At 67.0% G+C, this 18482-nt stretch carries 12 protein-coding genes, 1 tRNA gene and 2 rRNA genes (1 of these 15 cut by a window edge); 1 reads left to right on the top strand and 14 read right to left on the bottom strand.

What is annotated here, in order from left to right; all coding sequences use genetic code 11:
• Positions 1–120 precede the first annotated feature (120 nt).
• The 9 genes from gpmA to hutI form a co-directional block, all read right to left on the bottom strand.
• Positions 121–816: a 2,3-diphosphoglycerate-dependent phosphoglycerate mutase gene (gene gpmA / locus BS69_RS0110070; RefSeq protein ID WP_029941820.1), complete on the bottom strand. Its 696-nt coding sequence runs from the start codon at positions 814–816 to the stop codon at positions 121–123.
• A gap of 5 nt (positions 817–821) precedes the next feature.
• A complete protein-coding gene (locus BS69_RS0110065) occupies positions 822–1949 on the bottom strand; it encodes a M14 family metallopeptidase (protein WP_029941819.1) in 1128 nt (375 codons plus the stop codon).
• A gap of 18 nt (positions 1950–1967) precedes the next feature.
• A complete protein-coding gene (gene hutH / locus BS69_RS0110060) occupies positions 1968–3476 on the bottom strand; it encodes a histidine ammonia-lyase (protein WP_029941818.1) in 1509 nt (502 codons plus the stop codon).
• Positions 3477–3522: 46 nt separating this feature from the next.
• On the bottom strand, positions 3523–3861 hold the full coding sequence (locus tag BS69_RS14665) for a winged helix-turn-helix domain-containing protein (RefSeq protein WP_051676681.1): 339 nt from the start codon (positions 3859–3861) through the stop codon (positions 3523–3525).
• Positions 3862–3872: 11 nt separating this feature from the next.
• Positions 3873–6563, bottom strand: coding sequence for a TonB-dependent receptor (locus BS69_RS0110050; RefSeq protein WP_084184446.1), 2691 nt, complete (start codon positions 6561–6563; stop codon positions 3873–3875).
• A gap of 203 nt (positions 6564–6766) precedes the next feature.
• On the bottom strand, positions 6767–9073 hold the full coding sequence (locus BS69_RS0110045) for a TonB-dependent receptor (protein WP_029941815.1): 2307 nt from the start codon (positions 9071–9073) through the stop codon (positions 6767–6769).
• A gap of 117 nt (positions 9074–9190) precedes the next feature.
• Positions 9191–10855 carry a urocanate hydratase gene (gene hutU, locus BS69_RS0110040; protein ID WP_029941814.1) on the bottom strand — a complete coding sequence of 555 codons (1665 nt, stop codon included), beginning with the start codon at positions 10853–10855 and terminating at the stop codon, positions 9191–9193.
• 32 nt (positions 10856–10887) lie between these two features.
• A complete protein-coding gene (locus tag BS69_RS0110035; protein ID WP_029941813.1) occupies positions 10888–11283 on the bottom strand; it encodes an MAPEG family protein in 396 nt (131 codons plus the stop codon).
• An 18-nt stretch (positions 11284–11301) separates the two neighbouring features.
• On the bottom strand, positions 11302–12513 hold the full coding sequence (gene hutI / locus BS69_RS0110030; RefSeq protein ID WP_029941812.1) for an imidazolonepropionase: 1212 nt from the start codon (positions 12511–12513) through the stop codon (positions 11302–11304).
• A 37-nt stretch (positions 12514–12550) separates the two neighbouring features.
• Between hutI and BS69_RS0110025 the strand changes: the two genes are divergently transcribed.
• Complete coding sequence (locus BS69_RS0110025) at positions 12551–13450, top strand: arginase family protein (protein ID WP_029941811.1); 900 nt, start codon at positions 12551–12553, stop codon at positions 13448–13450.
• On the opposite strand, the gene BS69_RS0110020 is transcribed toward BS69_RS0110025, so the two are convergent.
• From BS69_RS0110020 to BS69_RS0110000, 5 genes are all read right to left on the bottom strand, one after another.
• Positions 13447–15012, bottom strand: coding sequence for a response regulator (locus BS69_RS0110020; RefSeq protein ID WP_029941810.1), 1566 nt, complete (start codon positions 15010–15012; stop codon positions 13447–13449). The genes BS69_RS0110025 and BS69_RS0110020 overlap by 4 nt on opposite strands.
• A gap of 154 nt (positions 15013–15166) precedes the next feature.
• Positions 15167–15937 carry an exodeoxyribonuclease III gene (locus BS69_RS0110015; RefSeq protein WP_029941809.1) on the bottom strand — a complete coding sequence of 257 codons (771 nt, stop codon included), beginning with the start codon at positions 15935–15937 and terminating at the stop codon, positions 15167–15169.
• 73 nt (positions 15938–16010) lie between these two features.
• Positions 16011–16087 (bottom strand) — tRNA-Met (locus tag BS69_RS0110010).
• A gap of 211 nt (positions 16088–16298) precedes the next feature.
• Positions 16299–16413: ribosomal RNA gene (gene rrf / locus BS69_RS0110005) — 5S ribosomal RNA — on the bottom strand.
• A 114-nt stretch (positions 16414–16527) separates the two neighbouring features.
• Positions 16528–18482, bottom strand: a 23S ribosomal RNA gene (locus BS69_RS0110000); it runs 839 nt beyond the window's last position.

Raw genomic sequence — 18482 nt, 5'->3', positions numbered from 1 at the left:
GGATTTTCGCACCGGCCGTCACGCGAATGAATCCCGTGACGTCAGAGTTGTCGCTTCGCGCAGGCTGGCCGACCGGCGCCGCGTCTCTCGCCCAATTCGGCTACGCTTCGCTCGCTCGCCTCAGGCTTGGCGCTCTGCGAGGTAGTAGCGGTCGACCTTGCGGAGCTGGTCGTCGAGTTCGTAGACGATCGGCTGGCCGGTCGGGATCTCGAGGCCGATGATGTCGGCGTCGGAGATGCCGCTGAGGTGCTTCTCGAGCGCGCGGAGGCTGTTGCCGTGGGCGGCGACGAGGATGCGTTCGCCGCGCTTCAGGGCGGGGGCGATCTCGGCCTCGAAATAGGGGAGGACGCGGGCAATCGTGTCCTTGAGGCTCTCGGTCGCGGGCACGGGGATGCCGGCGTAGCGGCGGTCCTGCTGGAGGCTCGCATACTGGCTGGACGCGTCGAGCGGCGGCGGGGGGACGTCGAAGCTGCGGCGCCAGATGCGGACCTGCTCCTCGCCGACCTTCGCCACCGTCTCGGCCTTGTTGAGGCCGGTGAGGCCGCCATAGTGGCGCTCGTTGAGCCGCCAGTCCTTGGTGACGGGCAGCCAGCTGCGGTCGAGCGCGTCCAGCGCGAGGTTGGCGGTGCGGATCGCGCGCTTCTGGACCGAGGTGAAGACCCGGTCGAGGTCGAGGCCCTTGTCCTTGAGGAGCTGGCCGGCGGCACTGGCCTCGGCCTCGCCCTGGGCGGTCAGGTCGACGTCCCACCAGCCGGTAAAGCGGTTCTCGAGGTTCCACTGGCTCTGGCCGTGGCGGAGGAGGACGAGGGTCGGCACGTTCGTCAGCGCTTCTCGAGTTCGGGCAGGATCTGGTGGAGCGCGTCGAGGCACGAGCGGGCCAGCGCCTTCGATCGCTCGGGGCTCCAGCCGTAGACCGGGTCGGCCATGGGGGCGTGGTCCTTGAACGGCATTTCGAGCGTCATCGAGACGCAGCCGTAGCGCTCGGCGAGCTGGGTCGTGCTCATCGAGAGATTGGCCTCGCCCGGGCGCGACAGTTCATAGCCCTGCTCGGTCTGGAAGTCGGGGCAGATCTGCTCGAGCGTCGCGGCGAACAGATGGTAGAGTTCCTCCTGCCGCGGCTTGAGGCTGGGGATGCCCTCGAAGCCGGCGAGGAAATTGGCGGCGATCGCCTCGTCGCCGTGGATGTCCATCGCGAAGACGGGCTTGTCCTCGTCCATCGCGTTGCGGACGCAGAGCACCTCGGGGCTGCGGGTCGCGCTGGGCGCGTGCCACTCGCGGTTGAGGTTCACGCCGGCGGCGTTGGTGCGCAGGTGGCCACGGCGGCTGCCGTCGGGGTTCATGTTGGGGACGACGTGGAAGGTGCAGCGCTTACGGAGCGCGCGGGCGACCGGATCGTCATAGTCGACCAGCTTCTCGAGCGCGCCTTCCATCCACCATTCGGCCATGCTCTCGCCGGGATGCTGGCGGGCGTAGAGCCAGACGGTAAGCGGCCCCTCGCCGATGGTCAGGCAGTCGATCGGCTGGCCGTCGAGGCTGTCGCCGAGATTGCGGTAGGTGATCTCGTCGAGCTCGGCGAGGCTAGCCACCAGATCATGGTGCCGCTCCATCGAATAAGGCGCGAAATAGGCGACCCACAGGAGGTCGGTGTCGGCCGAATGGCGAATGGTGAGGACGCCGTTCTCGTAAGAGGTGTCGGCCAGCAGCCAATTCTCGCGGTCGGTCGAGACGCGGGCCTGGTAGCCCGGCCAGCCCATCGGATAGGCGCTGTCGCCGCAATTGGTGATGCGGAGGGTCAGCTCCTGCCCGCGCACCCCGGCGAGGCGGAAGTGGAACCACTGGCGAAATTCGCCCCCGGCGTCGTCGACGATCTCGAGGTCGAGGGTAGCGCCGTCGGCCTTCACGAGGCGGATGTTGCCGGAATCGAAGGCGCTGTGAACGGTGATGGTCATGGGGCCGCCTCTAGGGGGTCAGGAGTGAAGAAGGAAGTCGCCGGCGAAGTTGCCGCCGAGCACCGCCGACTGGAGCGCGGCTATCTCGTCGGCGAGCATCCGGTCGGCGCCGAGGTGTGGGCTCATCTCACGGACGGCGGCATGGACCTCGCCGAGCGCCTCGGAGGTGGCGAGCGGGGCGTGATAGTCGATGCCCTGCGCCCCGGCGATCAGCTCGATCGCGAGAATCCCGGCGGTATTGCGCGCCACCCTGATCGCCTTGTGCGCGGCGATCGGGGCCATGGAGACATGATCCTCCTGCCCGGCCGAGGTGGGGATCGAATCGACCGAGGCGGGGAAGGCATGGGCCCGGTTTTCGGCGACCAGCGCGGCCGCGGTGACCTGCGGGATCATCAGCCCCGAATTGACCCCGCCGTCGTCGATCAGGAAGGCGGGTAGCCCGCTCATCTTGGGATCGACGAGGACCGAAATCCGACGCTCGGCAAGCGAGCCCACCTCGCACAGCGCCATGGTGACGAGGTCGGCGGCGAAGGCGACCGGCTGGGCGTGGAAATTGCCGCCCGAGATCGCCTCGTCGGTATCGAAGAAGAGGATGGGATTGTCGGTGACGGCGCCGGCCTCGATGACGAGGGTGCGCGCGGCAGTCTCGAGCAGGTCGAGGCTGGCGCCGAGCACCTGCGGCATGCAGCGGAAGCTGTAGGGATCCTGGACCCGGCCGCAGCGGTGGTGCGAGGCGACGATCGCGCTGCCCGCGAGCAGCTCGCGCAGGACCTTGGCGACGCGGATCTGGCCGGGCTGGCCGCGCAGGTCGGAGATGCGCGGATCGAAGGGCTTGGCGCTGCCCTTCAGGGCATCGACCGCAAGCGCCCCGGCCCGGAGCGCGGCGCCGAAAATCCGCTCGGCGAGGAACAGGGCATGGAGCGTCGCGGCGGTCGAATATTGCGTCCCGTTGATGAGCGCGAGGCCTTCCTTGGGACCGAGTTCGAGCGGGGCGAGCTTGAGGCGGTCGAGCACCTCGGACGCGGGAAGGACTTCGCCGCCATAGTCGATCCGGCCGTGGCCCATCAGCGCGGCGGTCATGTGGGCAAGCGGGGCGAGGTCGCCCGAGGCGCCGACGCTGCCCTGGCTCGGGATCACCGGCAAGGCGTCATGGTCGAGCAGCGCCTGAAGGGCGTCGATCACGATCAGGCGGACCCCCGAATGGCCGCGGCCGAGGCCGAGGAGCTTCAGCTGGATCATCAGCCGGACGACCTCGCGCGGGGCGGGCTCGCCGATGCCGCAGCTATGCGACAGGATGAGGTTGCGCTGCAGCTCGGCGAGGCGCTCGGGCGGAATGCGCTCCTGCGCGAGGAGCCCGAAGCCGGTGTTGATCCCGTAGACGGTCTCGCCGCCGGCGACGATCCGGGCCACCGCCTCGGCCGCAGTGGCGACGCTGGCCAGCGCGGCGTCGGACAGGCGCGCTCGCGCTCCGGTCCACAGCTGGCGGAGAGTGGCGAGATCGATCGAGGTGGGGTCGAGGAGGAGCATAAGCCCGCCCTCTAGCCCGACAATCGCAAAAGCGGGAGCCTGCGCGTCAGTCGTCCGCCGGATCGTCTTCGGTCGGGCAGACGAACGTATAGCCCTGGCCCCGCACGGCCTGGAGGCAGCCCTCGCAGCCAAGCGCGAGGAGCGGACGGCGGAGCCGCGAGATGGCGGCGGTCAGCGCGCGCTCGCCGGTGCCGCCGCAGGGCAGCAACGACTCGAGCTCGGCGCGGGTGAAGACACGCCCGGGCTGCCCCATCAGGGTTTCGAGGAGGCGTGCCTCCGTCAGGGTCAGCTCCTGCGAACTGGATTCCCGACGGAGGCGGTAGGCGAGGAGATCGAGGCGGAGGGGGCCGCAGTCAACGAACGGGTGCCCCCCCTCCTCGACCACGGCCCGAGCGCTCAAAACTTCACCGTGCCTTCAAGGCCGAAGGTGCGCGGCGTGTTGAAGTTGCCGTAGTCGCCGAGAATGCCGCCGTTGTTGCCGATCAGCAGGATGTTCGGGACGCCGGTGACGGGCGTGGTCTGAACCGCCGGAATGCTGTTCGACGGGTCGCGGCGATAGACATATTGTTCGTTGAACAGGTTACGGCCCCAGACGCTGAGGGTGAAGTCGCTGCCCGGCGCGATCGCGATGTCGGCGAGGCTGATCCGGCCGTTGACGATGAACGAGCTGTCCGCCTTGGTCGCGAACTGGTCGAAGGCCTGAGTGGCCTGCGCATAGTTGGCGTCGAAGTGGAACTTGAGCGACGCGTCACGGAAGCCGACCGGCAGCTTGTAGTCGATCGACCCGCTGGCCGCGTTGCGCGGCGTGAACACGATGAAGAACTGCTGCGGGACGGTGGTGGTGTTGATCGCCTGGCCGGCCGCGGTGCAGGCGGTCGAGGGCGTGCCGACGCCGGTGCAGAAGGCCGAGTAGGTCACCGGCACCTTCGGGATCTTGGTGTAGGTGTAGGCGTAGCTCGCACCGAGCTGCAGGCCTTCCATCGGATTGACCGTGATGTCGGCCTCGATGCCGCGGATCTTGGTCGTGCCGGGGGCATTGAAGGTGACGAGGTTGTTGAAGTTGCCGGTCGCAGTCGGCTGGATGGTGCTGAGGTCGACCTGGCTGCCCTTGCGGTCCATCAAATAGCCGGCGATGTTGAAGCGCACGCGGCGATCGAACAGCTCGGTCTTGAGGCCCGCCTCGTAGCTCTTCACGTCCTCCGGATCGAAGGCGCGATAGTCGGAGGTGCGGCTGCTGGCGCCGCCGGCGCGGTAGCCGGTCGCATATTTCAGATAGCCGTGGATGCGCGGGGTGAAGTCGTAGGCGACCACCGCGAGCGGGTTGAAGCGGCTCCAGCTCTCGTCAAGCGGCTTGTAGCCGTTGGCCGCGGCGCGGACCGGGTCGGCGCGATAGTTGATGTTGCGCGAGAAGAGGAGCTCGCCTTCCTTCTTGTCCTTGGTGTAGCGGCCGCCGACCGTCAGGTGCAGCGCGTCGGTCGCATTCCAGGTGACCTGCCCGTAGGCGGCATAGCTGCGCGAGCGGACCCGCGAGGCGCGGTCGATCGAGCAGCCGTTGACCGCCTTGCCGAGGAACAGCGGGGTGCTGGCGGTGCAGAAGGGGATCTGCACGTAATTGGCGCCGACCACCTGATTCGAGCTGTTGAGCACGGCCACCGCGCCCATCGAGTTCGGGGTCGCGGCGTCGTCGCTGACGCGCTCGTTGAAGTAGAAGAGGCCGGCGACATAGTCGATCGAACCGACGGTACCGACCGCCTGCAGCTCCTGGCTGAACTGGCGCTGGGTCAGGTCGGCGAGGCTGTAGCGGCTGAACGCGCAGGGCGCGGCCGCGGTGCACGAGGCGGTGAGGTTGACGACCGGCACGCGGTGCGCGCCGCCGCTATTGTCCCACTGCTCGACGTCGACCCCGCGCCACGCGGTGATCGAGCGGATCTCGAGCTCGGGCATGACCGACCAGCGCAAAGTGTTGGTGTAGCCGAAGGTCTTGTCGCGGCTCTTCTTCTGCGGGACGCCGATGTCGGCGGTGCGCATCAGGCTGTCGCCGTTGACGACCACGCCGGGAAGCAGCGGACGGACGGTGCCCTGCGTACCGGTGAAGGCGGTGCCGGGGGTGACGCAGGTGCTGCCCGCCGGAAGCGGCAGCGGCGAGAGGTTCGAACCGCCGCTCAGGCAGCCGTTCGGATTGTAGTTCAGCAGCTGGCTGTAGAACGGCGTGTTCTTGTCGATGCCATAGTCATAGGAGAAATCGTTGGTGAGGCCGGCGACCGGCTTCCAGCGGACCGTGGCGCGAAGACCCTGGCGATCGAAATAACCCCAGCCGGCCTGGCCCGGGAGCGGGTTCTTGGTGATCGCGTCCTGGTGCTGGAGGATGCCGTCGAGCTTGACGCTAAAGCCGGCGAACTCGGGCAGGTTGAGGTGGGCGTAGGTGTTGTAGGCGCCGAGGTTGCCGATCCCGGCCGTGACATTGCCTTCGAGCCGACCGGTCGGGGCCTTGGTCACGATCGAGAGTGCGCCGCCTTCGGTGTTGCGGCCGAACAGGGTTCCCTGCGGGCCCTTGAGCACTTCGATCCGCTCGACGTCGAACAGCGCCGCGTTGAGGCCGTGCTGGCGACCGAGATAGACGCCGTCGACATAGACGCCGACGCCCTGCTCGCGCGCGGGCTGGTTGGCGTCGAGGGGAACGATGCCGCGGATACCGATGGTCAGCGCCGACTGGCGCGCCTCGAAGGTCGCGATGCGGAGCGAGGGAACGCCGCCGTCGGCAAGGTCGAGCAGGCTCTGGACGCGGCGCTCGCGGATGGTGTCGGCGCCCACGACCGAGATCGAGATCGGGGTCTTCTGGAGGTTGGTCTCGCGCTTGGTCGCGGTGACGACGATGTCGGCGACCTGGCTGCCGTTGTCGGCGGCGACCGCCTGGCTCTCGTCACGCGGGGTCTGGTCGGCGAGCGCCGAATCGGCCCGCGGGGCGTCGGTCGCCTGGGCCGGAGCCGGGGCGGTCGCGCCCGCCTGGGCGAAGGCCGGGACGGCCGCGCCGGTGCTGAGCAGGATGGCAGTCAGGGCCCTGAGGCCGCCGCGAACGACGATGGTCATATGGATTTTCCTTGTCCCCCCGGCCTGGTTTGGAGCCGGCTTCTGGCGCGAGGCTCTAGGGAGGGCAGGCGACAGCTTCGTTGCGCGAAATGGACGCGGCCGTGAAGGATCGGTGACCACATGGTGACAGCGGTCGCGAGCGCAAAAAGAAAGGGCGGAGACGCCTTGCGCCCCCGCCCTTCCCGACCTGCTCGTGGCGGCTCCTAGCGGAAGCGCGCGCCGAGGCTGATGCCGATCACCCGCGGCTCGTTGAGCACGGCCGCATTGTAATTCTCGATCACGCCCTTGAGGTTCTTCTCGTTGGTGATGTTGCGCGCGAACAGCGCCACGTCATAGCCGCGGTCGCTCTCGTAACCGAGCTTGAGCCCGCCCTCGAGATTGTCGCTGACCGTGAACTCGACCGTCCGGTAAAGGACGAAGCTGGTCTTGCCCTGGAGGTTCCAGTCGGTCGAGACATAGGCCCGCCCGCCCTCCATCGGCACGTCGTAGCGCGCGTTGAAGTCGAGGTTGTACTTCGGCGCCTGCGGCAGCGGATTGCCGTCGATCGACGCGAAATAGGTCCGCCCCGTGCCCGTCCCGCGGATGAAGAAGGGATCGAGCACGGTGCAGGTCTGCACGCCGTTGAGGCTGCAGGTCTGCGCGAAGACGCGCTTGTCCCGGATCTTGGTCCGCAGCAGCGAGAGACCCGCGCCGATGCGGAAGGTCGGGGTCGCGCGCCAGTCGGCCTCGAGCTCGGCGCCATAGCCGGTCGCCTTGTCGGCGTTGAACAGCACGCCGTTGCCGTTGCTGTCATTGCCGTTGAGCTGGATGTCGCGCACCCGATAGGCGAACAGCGAGCCGTTGAGGGTCAGCGTGCGCCCGAACAGGTTGGACTTGAAGCCGCCCTCGCCCGACAGGTTGGTCTCGGAATTGGCGGTGGTGAAGTCGGCGTTGAACACCGCCGAACGGCCCTGGATGGTCGGCCCGCGGAAGCCCCGGGCGACCCGCGCGTAGAGGCTGAAGTCGGGATTGACCTTGTAGAGCGCACTGACGTCCCAGCTCGGCTCATTGTCCTTGAGGCGAACGTCGCGGCGGCCGGTGTAGGTGTCGACCCCGGCGGCGTTGAGCGAAGCCTTGAGCAGGCGGGTGTGCTTGCGGTCGGTGCTCTGGCGCGCGCCGACGGTGAGGCTGAGCGCGTCGGTGAGGTCGTAGCTCAGCTGGCCGAACACGCCCCACGAGGTGTTGACGTTGCGCAGCCGCACCCAGTTGTTGGGGTTGGTGCCGGTGAAGAAGGCGCGCTGGTAGAATTCGGTCGTGTCGCGCGAATCGAAATAGATGCCGCCGACCTGCCACTTGAACGGACCGCTGTCGTCGGCCAGCCGAACTTCCTGAGACAGCTGGTCGAGATCGCGCAGCCGGCCCTCGCTCTGGCCATAGCCGTTGGGCAGGCCGTTGAACGGATAATCGGCCGCCGCGCCGCCGTCAGTGTCGCCGCGGCTGTTGCCCGAGGCATGCTCGTAGGCGGTGATCGAGGTCAGGCTGATCCCGCCGAGATCGACGCTCGAGCGCAGCGACACGCCCTGCATTTTATAAGCCTGCGGATTGTTGCGCGCCTCGTCATAGGCGACCTCGTCGCGAACGACCCGCTCGACCGAGTTGGACCCGCGGACGAGCGCGGCGCGGCGGAACAGGGTCGACGTGCCCTTGTAGTCGCGGACATGGCCCGAGAGGAGGAAGCTCAGGCCGGTGGCGGGCTTGAGCTGGAGCTGCAGCCGCGCGGCCTTGTCGTCGAAGCCGCCCATCACGTCCTTGGCGGGCGAGACGGTGCCGTCGGCGCTCGGGCCGCGATAGCTATTCGAGACCCAGTCGTCGCGGTGCTGGTAGAAAGCCGAGACACGGCCGGTCAGCACGTCGCCGGCGATCGGGCCGCCGAGGCCGCCGTCGAAGGTGACGGTGTTGAAGCTGCCATAGCTCGCGTTGAAGCGGCCCTGGGTGCTGCTGGTCGGGCGCAGCGTGTCGAACTTGACGATCCCGGCGGTGGTGTTGCGGCCGAACAGCGAGCCCTGCGGACCGCGCAGCACCTCGACCTGGCCGATGTCGAACACGGGGTTCGACTTCAGCACCACATGCTCCATGACGACTTCGTCCTGGACGATCGACACGGGCTGCGAGGCACCGAGATAGAAATCGATGTTGCCGAGCCCGCGGACGTAGAAGCGCGGGAAGATGCGGCCAGTGGTGGTCTCGGCGTAGAGACCGGGAACGCGGCCCGAAAGCGCGAGAATGTCCTCGCCGCCGACCTGGAAGTCGCGCAGCGCATCGCCGCGAACCGCGGTGACCGAGATCGGAACGTCCTGAAGCCGCTCCGAGCGGCGCTGCGCGGTGACGACGATGTCGTCGGCCGGCGCGTCCGCCGTCGCGGCCTCGCCGGTCTGGGCGGGCGCGGTCTGGGCAAAGGCGGCACCGCTGTTGGCGACGAGCAGCGCCGTACCGCCGAGCAGCGCACGGCGAAGATAGTGGATAGTCATCATTACTCCGGAAATGCCCGCGCCCCCGGTTGAAAGGACGCGGCGTTCGACAGAGACCCCCTCGGTCTCGGGCGCCCCGCTAGCGGCGGTCCGTGGCAGGAGTGTGACCGTCGGTGCCCATCACAGGCCCGGGAGATCGAGCCCCTGCTCGCGGGCGCAGCGAAGCGCCTCGTCATAGCCGGCGTCGGCATGGCGCATGACCCCGGTCGCGGGGTCGTTCCACAGCACCCGCTCGAGCCGGCGGGCGGCGTCCTCGGTGCCGTCGGCGACGATCACCATGCCGGCATGCTGCGAATAGCCCATGCCGACCCCGCCGCCGTGGTGGAGCGAAACCCAGGTCGCGCCGGAAGCGGTGTTGAGGAGCGCGTTGAGGAGCGGCCAGTCGCTGACCGCGTCCGAGCCGTCCTTCATCGCCTCGGTCTCGCGATTGGGCGAGGCGACGCTGCCGCTGTCGAGATGGTCGCGGCCGATCACGATCGGCGCGCTGACCTCGCCATTGCGGACCATCTCGTTGAAGGCGAGGCCAAGCCGGTGACGCTGGCCAAGGCCGACCCAGCAGATGCGCGCGGGCAGGCCCTGAAAGGCGATCCGCTCGCGCGCCATGTCGAGCCAGCGGTGGAGATGGGGATCGTCGGGGATCAGTTCCTTCACCCGCTGGTCGGTCTTGTAGATGTCCTCCGGATCGCCCGACAGCGCGACCCAGCGGAACGGGCCGATACCCCGGCAGAAGAGCGGGCGGATGTAGGCGGGCACGAAGCCGGGAAAATCGAACGCGTTCGTCACGCCGGTGTCGAGCGCTTCCTGGCGGATGTTGTTGCCGTAGTCGAAGACGGGGATGCCTTGGGCCTTGTAGCTCAGCAGCGCCTCGACATGACGGGCCATGGAGATGCGCGCCGCCGCCGCGGTGCCCTCGGGGTCGGTCTCGCGGCGCGCGATCCACTCGGTGACGGTCCAGCCCATCGGCAGGTAGCCGTTGACCGGATCGTGGGCGCTGGTCTGGTCGGTGATGGCGTCGGGCCGGATGCCGCGAGCGAGCATCTCGGGGATGATCTCGGCGGCATTGCCGAGGAGGCCGACCGAGGTCGGCTCGGTGGCCGCGCGGATGATCTCGAGCGCCTCGTCGATGGTCGATGCGCGGCGGTCGAGGTAGCGGGTCTCGAGGCGCTTCTCGATCCGGCTCTCCTGGCATTCGATCGCGATGCAGTGCGCGCCGGCCATGACCGCGGCGAGCGGCTGCGCCCCGCCCATGCCCCCGAGACCGGCGGTCAGGATCCACTTGCCCTTGAGGTCGCCGCCGAAATGCTGGCGGCCCATTTCGGCGAAGGTTTCGTAGGTGCCCTGAACGATGCCCTGCGTGCCGATGTAGATCCACGAGCCGGCGGTCATCTGGCCGTACATCATGAGCCCGGCGCGATCGAGCGCGTGGAAATGCTCCCACGTCGCCCATTTGGGGACGAGGTTCGAATTGGCGAGGAGCACGCGCGGGGCGTCGGCGTGGGTGCGGAAGACACCGACCGGCTTGCCCGACTGGACGAGCAGAGTCTGGTCGTCCTCGAGGCGCTCGAGCGTCGCGACGATGCGGTCGAACGCTTCCCAGTTGCGCGCGGCGCGACCGATCCCGCCATAGACGACGAGGCTCTGCGGATCTTCCGCCACCTCGTCGTCGAGGTTGTTCATCAGCATCCGCACCGCCGCCTCGGTCTGCCAGCTTCTGGCGACGCGTTCGGAGCCGGTGCGCGCCTTGATCCGGCGGCTGTTGTCGAGGCGGGTGCTGAGGTCGGTCATGGCTGCGGCTTAGCGGGCCGCGCGGCCGGCTTCTAGCCGAACAGCAACGCCGCCCAGACCATCAGCAGGCCGATCAGCGACACGAGGAAGATAAGCGTGCGGAACTTGGGCACGCCCGCGGCATAGAGCGGCAGATAGACGATCCGCGCGGCGACATAGATGATCGAGCCCCAGTGGGTGAGCGGGCCGAAATGGCCGGCGGCGGCCGCGCCGAGCAGGGCCGCGACGAACAACGGCAGCGTCTCGAACAGATTGGCCTGCGCGCGGAGCAGGCGCGCAGGAAAGGGATGGAGCGGCGGCATCTTCTCGTCGCGCGCGCCCATGTTCCATTCGGACCCATATTGCCTGGTCCGCGCCGCGCCCGCCCAGAGGATGTTGACCAGGGCCAGCAGGATCAGGACGGCGAGCATCACATATTCGGTCGGCATCGGGCAGCCTTTGTCGCTTCAGGGAGTGGGACTGTCCTGCCCGCCAAAGATGCGGCGCTCGGGCTGGAGCCCCATCCAGTAGCCGAGTTCGGCAGGCTGCGCGATCCGCCACACAGCAAGGTCGGCCGCCTTGCCGGGCGCGATGGTCCCGACCTCGTGCGCGAGCCCGAGGGCGGCGGCGGCATTGACCGTCATGCCCGCAATCGCTTCCTCGGGCGTCAGGTCGAACAGGTTGCAGGCCATGTTCATCGCCAACTGGGGGACGAGGCTCGGCGAGGTGCCAGGATTGCAGTCCGACGCGACGGCGATCGGGACGCCATGCTTGCGCAGGAGATCGACCGGCGGCCTCTTCGTCTCGCCAAGCGTGTAGAAGGCGCCGGGGAGAAGGACGGCGACCGTCCCTGACGCGGCCATGGCGGCGGCCCCGGCCTCGTCGAGATGCTCGAGATGATCGGCCGAGAGCGCGCGGTGGCGGGCGGCGAGCGCGGCGCCGTGGCTGTTGGAAAGCTGCTCGGCGTGCAGCCGGACCGGCAGGCCGTGCGCGCTCGCGGCTTCAAACAGTCGCTCGGTCTCCTGCGGGGTGAAGGCGATCCCTTCGCAGAAGGCGTCGACGCTGGTCGCCAGCCCGAGCCGAGCGACGGTCGGCAGCAGGTCCTCGACCATCCGCTCGACATAAGCCGCGCGATCGGCACCCTTGGGCAGGGCATGGAGCGCGAGCAGGGTCGGCGCGACCCGCACCGGCTCGGACCGGGCGAGCGTCCGGATCACGTTGAGCAGGCGAAGCTCGGAGGCGGGATCGATGCCGTAGCCCGACTTGATCTCGACCGTGGTGACGCCGCCGCGCATCAGCGCATGCAGGCGGGCGCGCGACTGCTCGAGAAGCTCGGTGACACTTGCCGCGGCGGTGGCAGCGACCGTCGAGGCGATGCCCCCGCCGGCCGACGCGATGTCCTCGTAGCTGGCTCCGGCCCGGCGCATCGCATGCTCGGTCGCGCGCGTGCCGCCGAAGACGAGATGGGTGTGGCAGTCGACCAGGCCGGGCGTGACAAAGGCGCCGCCCAGCGGGACGACCTCGGCCGCGCGGGTGCCGGCGAGGTCGGTCCGGCGACCGACCCGCACGACCCTGCCTTCGTGGATGCCGATCGCGGCATTGCGGATGAGGCCGAGCGGATCGTCGCCGATCGGCTCCATGGTCAGCACATGGCAGTCGGTGATCAGGCGATCCCACATGGGACAGGGCTGTAAGCGGCTGCTAGGCTCACTGGCAATGACCAGCGCGTGGCCCAACCTCACCGATCTCCTCCTTCCCGCCGGTGTCGAGGCGCCGATCGGCCTCGTCGGGGCCCCGCTCGGCAAGGGTTCCGTCACGCCCGGCCGCTGCGACCTTGCGCCGGCGGCGTTGCGAGCGGTCCTGCGGCGGATCGGCCGCTACGACATCGACAGCGGGCGCGAACTGGCGGCGGAGATTGCCGACATCGGCGACCTCGACATCGCCGATCACGAGATCGAGAATGCGACCGGTCCCATTCGCGAGGCCGTCGCGGCGAGCGTCGGGCGGCATGCGCTGACCGTCCTCGTCGGGGGCAACAATGCGGTTACCCGGCCCGGACTGCTGGGCATGGCCGACGCACTAGGCCTGCCGCTGGAGCGCTGCGGGCTGATCACGCTCGACGCGCATTTCGACCTGCGCGGGCTGGACGACGGGTTGTCGAACGGCAATCCGGTGCGCGCACTGCGGGCGGACGGCCTGCCCGGCGCCAACATCGTCCAGATCGGCCTCGCTCCCTTTGCCAACAGCAAGGCGATGCACGACGACGCGCTGGCCGGCGGGCATCTGGTCATCACCGCGCGACAGGTGCGCGAGCAGGGCATGAACGAGGCGATCGACCGCGCCCTCGACCGGCTCGAGGCGATGGAGGCGATCCTCGTCGACTGCGACATCGACGTCATCGACCGGAGCCAGTTCCCGGCCGCGCCCGGGGCCCGCCCCGATGGCATCCGAGCGCACGACTTCTTCACCGCGACGCGGCGGCTTACCGCGCTTGACCGGGTCCGAGTGATCGACCTGACAGAATGGGATCCGCCGCTCGATCCCACCGACCTCAGCGCCCTGACCGCCGGGCGCTGGCTGGCCGAGGCGATCGCTGGCGTCGAGCGCCGCCGCTAGTCGATCAGTTCGTTGACCGCGCGGGCGAGCTCGTCGGCGGTGATCGGCTTGCGCAGGACCCGCGCCCGGCCCTTCACCGCACGATCGATCGCTTCGCTGTCGGAAAAGCCGCTGAGGAACAGGAGGCGCAGTCCGGGCCGGAGCCCGAGGGCGTGCGAGGCCACTTCCGCCCCGTTCATCCCCGGCATGGCAAAGTCGAGCAACATGACGTCCACCGCCGACCGCTCGAGCTGGAGCAGCGCCTGCGGGCCGTCGCTGACCTCGATCACCGAATGGCCCCGCGACCGGAGCATGTCGGCCACGGTCGAGCGAACCGATGCGTCGTCGTCGACCAGCAGGATCTCCGCCGTCCGCTGCTGCGTCGCCCCTGATTGGCCTGACGTCTCATCCTTCCGGTCCTCGGATTCGGCGACCTTGGGGAGCAGGAAGGTGACCACCGTCCCCTCCCCGATGCGGCTGTCGATCGACAGTTCGCCGCCCGCCGCCAAGGCGACGCCATAGGCCATGGACAGGCCAAGCCCGGTTCCCTGGCCAGGCCCCTTGGTCGTGAAGAAGGGTTCGAGCGCGCGCTGGGCAACATCGGCGGACATGCCGACCCCGTGGTCGATGACGCGAATGGCCACGCGCTCGCCCTCATGCTCGGCCCGGATGATCAGCGTGCCGCCCGACGGCATGGCGTCGCGGCCGTTGATCGCGCAATTGAGGATCGCAAGCTCGAGTTGGGTCGGATCCGAGCTCACTGCCCCGACATCGCCGTCGACCTCGATCCTCAGCCCCACCGTCGGGCCGACCGAATTGCGCAGCAGGTCCTCCATCCCCGTCAGCAGGGGCGCCACGTTCACCGGTCGCGCCTCGAGCCGTTGCTGGCGCGAGAAGGTCAGGAGCTGACCCGTCAGCTTGGTGCCGCGCTCGGCCGCCTGCGCGGCATTGCCGGCCCAGCGGGTGACCTTGGCCTCGTCGCCAGGCACCATCTGGATGAGCTCGAGATTCCCGGAGATGGCCTGGAGGAGATTGTTGAAGTCATGGGCGATGCCGCCGGTCAGCTGGCCGACCGCTTCCATCTTGTTGGCATGGACCAGCGCCGCTTCGGCGCGCTCGCGCTGCGCGATTTCGGCCTGCAGCCGATCGAGCGCCGCATCGCGCTCGGCCAGGGCGGCGGCGAGCTCGTCGTTCTTGCGCTGGAGCATCGACGGGCTCGGGATGGCGAGCGCCCGGGGGATGAGGGGCCAGAGCAGGATGGCGGTCGGAACACTGGCGGCGGCGGTGATCGCCTTGATCGTCGCCTCGAGCGCATAATCGCCGTGCCACAGGTTCCAGATGCCCATGACGTGGGTGAGGCCGCAGGACAGGATGAAGAGCGCGAACAGCCAGAACATGCCACCGAACTCGACGTCGGGTCGGCGACGCAGGAAGGTGACGAGGGCGATCGGGATCGAAAAATAGGCACCGGCGATCAGCGCGTCGGAAATGACGTGGGTCCAGACGAGTTCGGGTCGCCACAACAGGCAATAGCCATGCGGCTGGAAATTGCCGCTGAAGAAATCACTCACGAATTCGGGCATGGCGCATCTTCCCTGAGACTTCCGACACGGCCTCAGCCTTCATTCTTAAGCGGTTGATTGTCGGGTGGCTAACAAAAGCTGTGCAACATTGGCGGGGCCACTGCCGGTGGGTGGCAAGGACTTTGCCCAGCAGTCGCCGGAAACCGAGCAACGCCTAGCCGAGCTCGATCCACATGGGCGCGTGATCGCTGGTCCTGGGCAGGGCCCGGACGGAGCGGTCGACCCCCGCGCTGGCGAGCCGGGCGGCGGCGGCCGCGTTGAGCAGTTGATGGTCGATGCGAAGCCCGGCGTCGCGCGCGAAGGCATTCCGGAAATAGTCCCAGAAGGTGAAGATGCGCTCGTCGGGATGAAGCGCACGGAGCGCATCGGTCCAGCCAGCGGCGGTCAGGCGCGCAAAGGCGTCGCGGACTTCGGGTGCGAAGAGCGCGTCGTCGACCCAGCGCTCGGGCTTGTACACGTCGGCCTCGGTCGGGATGATGTTGTAGTCGCCGGCGATGACCACGGGCTCGGTCAGGGGCCGAAGTTCGGCCGCGAGGGCTTCGAAGGCGGCAATCCAGCGCAATTTGTAGTCGAACTTGGGGCCCGGCCGCGGATTGCCGTTGGGGAGATAGAGGCAGCCGACGAGCACGCCGCCCACCGCCGCCTCGAGGTAGCGGCTCTGGGAAGGATCCGGATCGTTCGGGAGCCCCCGACGGGTCTCGACCGGATCCGAGCCGCGCGCCAGGATGGCGACCCCGTTCCAGCTCTTCTGGCCGTGCCAGATCGCGCCGTAGCCGGCGTCGGCGATGGCTGCGGCGGGAAACTTCTCGTCCGGCGCCTTCAGCTCCTGGAGGCAGACCACGTCAGGCCTGGCGGTGGCGAGCCACTCGAGCAGCACGGGCAAGCGTCCGTTGACGCCGTTAACGTTGTAGGTCGCGATCCGCACGCGGACTGAACAACGCGGACCAGCATTAGGCTCCCAAACGACAAAAGGCCGCCCCGAAGGACGGCCTTTGTGTTGGTTGCGGGGGTAGGATTTGAACCTACGACCTTCAGGTTATGAGCCTGACGAGCTACCGGGCTGCTCCACCCCGCGACGCTATGGTTGGGCCTCAGGCGCCGGCGCCAGCATCCGCTGACTTGGCTTCCTCCCGCTCTGGCGAGCGGTCCGGGCGGCCGCTTGGCCTTGCGAAGCGCGAGCGCTTCAAGGCCTTGCCCGAAAGACAGAAACGCCGCCACTGCCCGAGGGCAAGTGGCGGCGATCCATGACATGTGAATGGGTTTCTCTCGTGCCCGCCGGCTGCAAAGCCTGGCGACGACCTACTCTTCCGCAGCTTGAGCTGAAGTACCATCGGCGCTGTCTGGTTTCACGGCCGAGTTCGGGATGGGATCGGGTGGGTCACAGACGCTATGGTCACCAAGCTATGAAGCCGGCGGGACGAGAGAGTTCTAGAAATCGGTGCGGACCAAATTCTGGCGTCATCTAGCTGAGTGACACACCCATCGATCAGCAGAACTGTCGATGATGGTGGGACTCTCAAGCGCGAACAGAGCAATTAGGACCGGTTAGCTCCATGCATTACTGCACTTCCACACCCGGCCTATCAACGTGGTGGTCTTCCACGGCTCGATGATACCTTATCTTGAGGGAGGCTTCCCGCTTAGATGCTTTCAGCGGTTATCCCGTCCATGCATAGCTACCCAGCTGCGCCGTTGGCACGACGACTGGTGCACCAGAGGCATGTTCACCCCGGTCCTCTCGTACTAGGGGCAACTCCTCTCAAGTATCGACGCCCACGGCAGATAGGGACCAAACTGTCTCGCGACGTTCTGAACCCAGCTCACGTACCACTTTAATTGGCGAACAGCCAAACCCTTGGGACCTGCTCCAGCCCCAGGATGTGATGAGCCGACATCGAGGTGCCAAACAACCCCGTCGATATGAGCTCTTGGGGGTTATCAGCCTGTTATCCCCGGCGTACCTTTTATCCGTTGAGCGATGGCCCTTCCACGAGGGACCACCGGATCACTATGACCGACTTTCGTCTCTGCTCGACTTGTCAGTCTCGCAGTCAGGCAGGCTTATGCCATTGCACTCTAACAGACGGTTTCCAACCGTCCTGAGCCTACCATCGCGCGCCTCCGTTACTCTTTAGGAGGCGACCGCCCCAGTCAAACTACCCGCCACAGAGGGTCCCTGCACCGGATAACGGTGCGAGGTTAGACTGTAGAAAACAACAGGGTGGTATTTCACATTGTGGCTCCACACGAGCTGGCGCCCATGCCTCAAAGCCTCCCACCTATTCTACACAATTGTTTCCCACAGCCACTCTGAAGCTGCAGTAAAGGTGCACGGGGTCTTTCCGTCTAACCGCGGGTACTCCGCATCTTCACGGAGAATTCAATTTCGCTGAGCATCTCCTGGAGACAGTGGGGAAGTCGTTACGCCATTCGTGCAGGTCGGAACTTACCCGACAAGGAATTTCGCTACCTTAGGACCGTTATAGTTACGGCCGCCGTTTACCTGGGCTTCAATTCGGTGCTTGCACACCTCCTCTTAACCTTCAGGCACCGGGCAGGCGTCAGACCCTATACGTCGTCTTGAAGCCGACTTAGCAGAGCCCTGTGTTTTTGTTAAACAGTCGCTACCCCCTGGCCTGTGCCCCCTCAAAGCGGTTGCCCGCGATGAGGGCCTCCTTCTTCCGAAGGTACGGAGGCAATTTGCCGAGTTCCTTCAGGAGACTTCTCTCAAGCGCCTTGGTATACTCTACCTGCCCACCTGTGTTGGTTTCGGGTACGGTCTATACGGTGGGGCTATTTCCTGGAACCACTTCGAAGCCTGGACCAATCCGATAAGGCCAGACAACTTACGTGATCCGTCACACACCACCAGGTCACGGAATATTAACCGTGTTCCCATCGACTACCCCCTTCGGGCTCGTCTTAGGGGCCGACTCACCCTGCGCGGATTAGCCTTGCGCAGGAACCCTTGGGCTTTCGGCGAGAGGGCATCTCACCCTCTTTATCGCTACTCATGTCTGCATTCGCACTTCCGATACCTCCACGGTCGGTTACCCTTCCGCTTCATCGGCCTACGGAACGCTCCGCTACCGCTCAGTCAAAGACTGAACCCTAAGCTTCGGTGCACGTCTTGAGCCCCGTTACATCTTCGCCGCAGGACCTCTTATTTAGACCAGTGAGCTGTTACGCTTTCTTTAAAGGATGGCTGCTTCTAAGCCAACCTCCTGGTTGTTTTGGAAGTCCCACATGCTTTCCCACTTAGACGTGACTTGGGGACCTTAGCTGTAGGTTAGGGCTGTTTCCCTTTTGACGACGGACCTTAGCACCCGCCGTCTGTCTCCCGGACTATACTCTCAGGTATTCGGAGTTTGGTTAGAGTTGGTAGATCTCGCGACCCCCGCATCCATCCAGTGCTCTACCCCCTGAGGAAAACATCCGAGGCACTACCTCAATAGTTTTCGCGGAGAACC

This window comes from Sphingomonas astaxanthinifaciens DSM 22298 (assembly GCF_000711715.1).
Lineage (GTDB): Bacteria > Pseudomonadota > Alphaproteobacteria > Sphingomonadales > Sphingomonadaceae > Sphingomicrobium > Sphingomicrobium astaxanthinifaciens_A.
The sequence above is the reverse complement of the archived record's forward strand: the minus strand, read 5'-3'. Positions and strand labels throughout refer to the sequence as shown.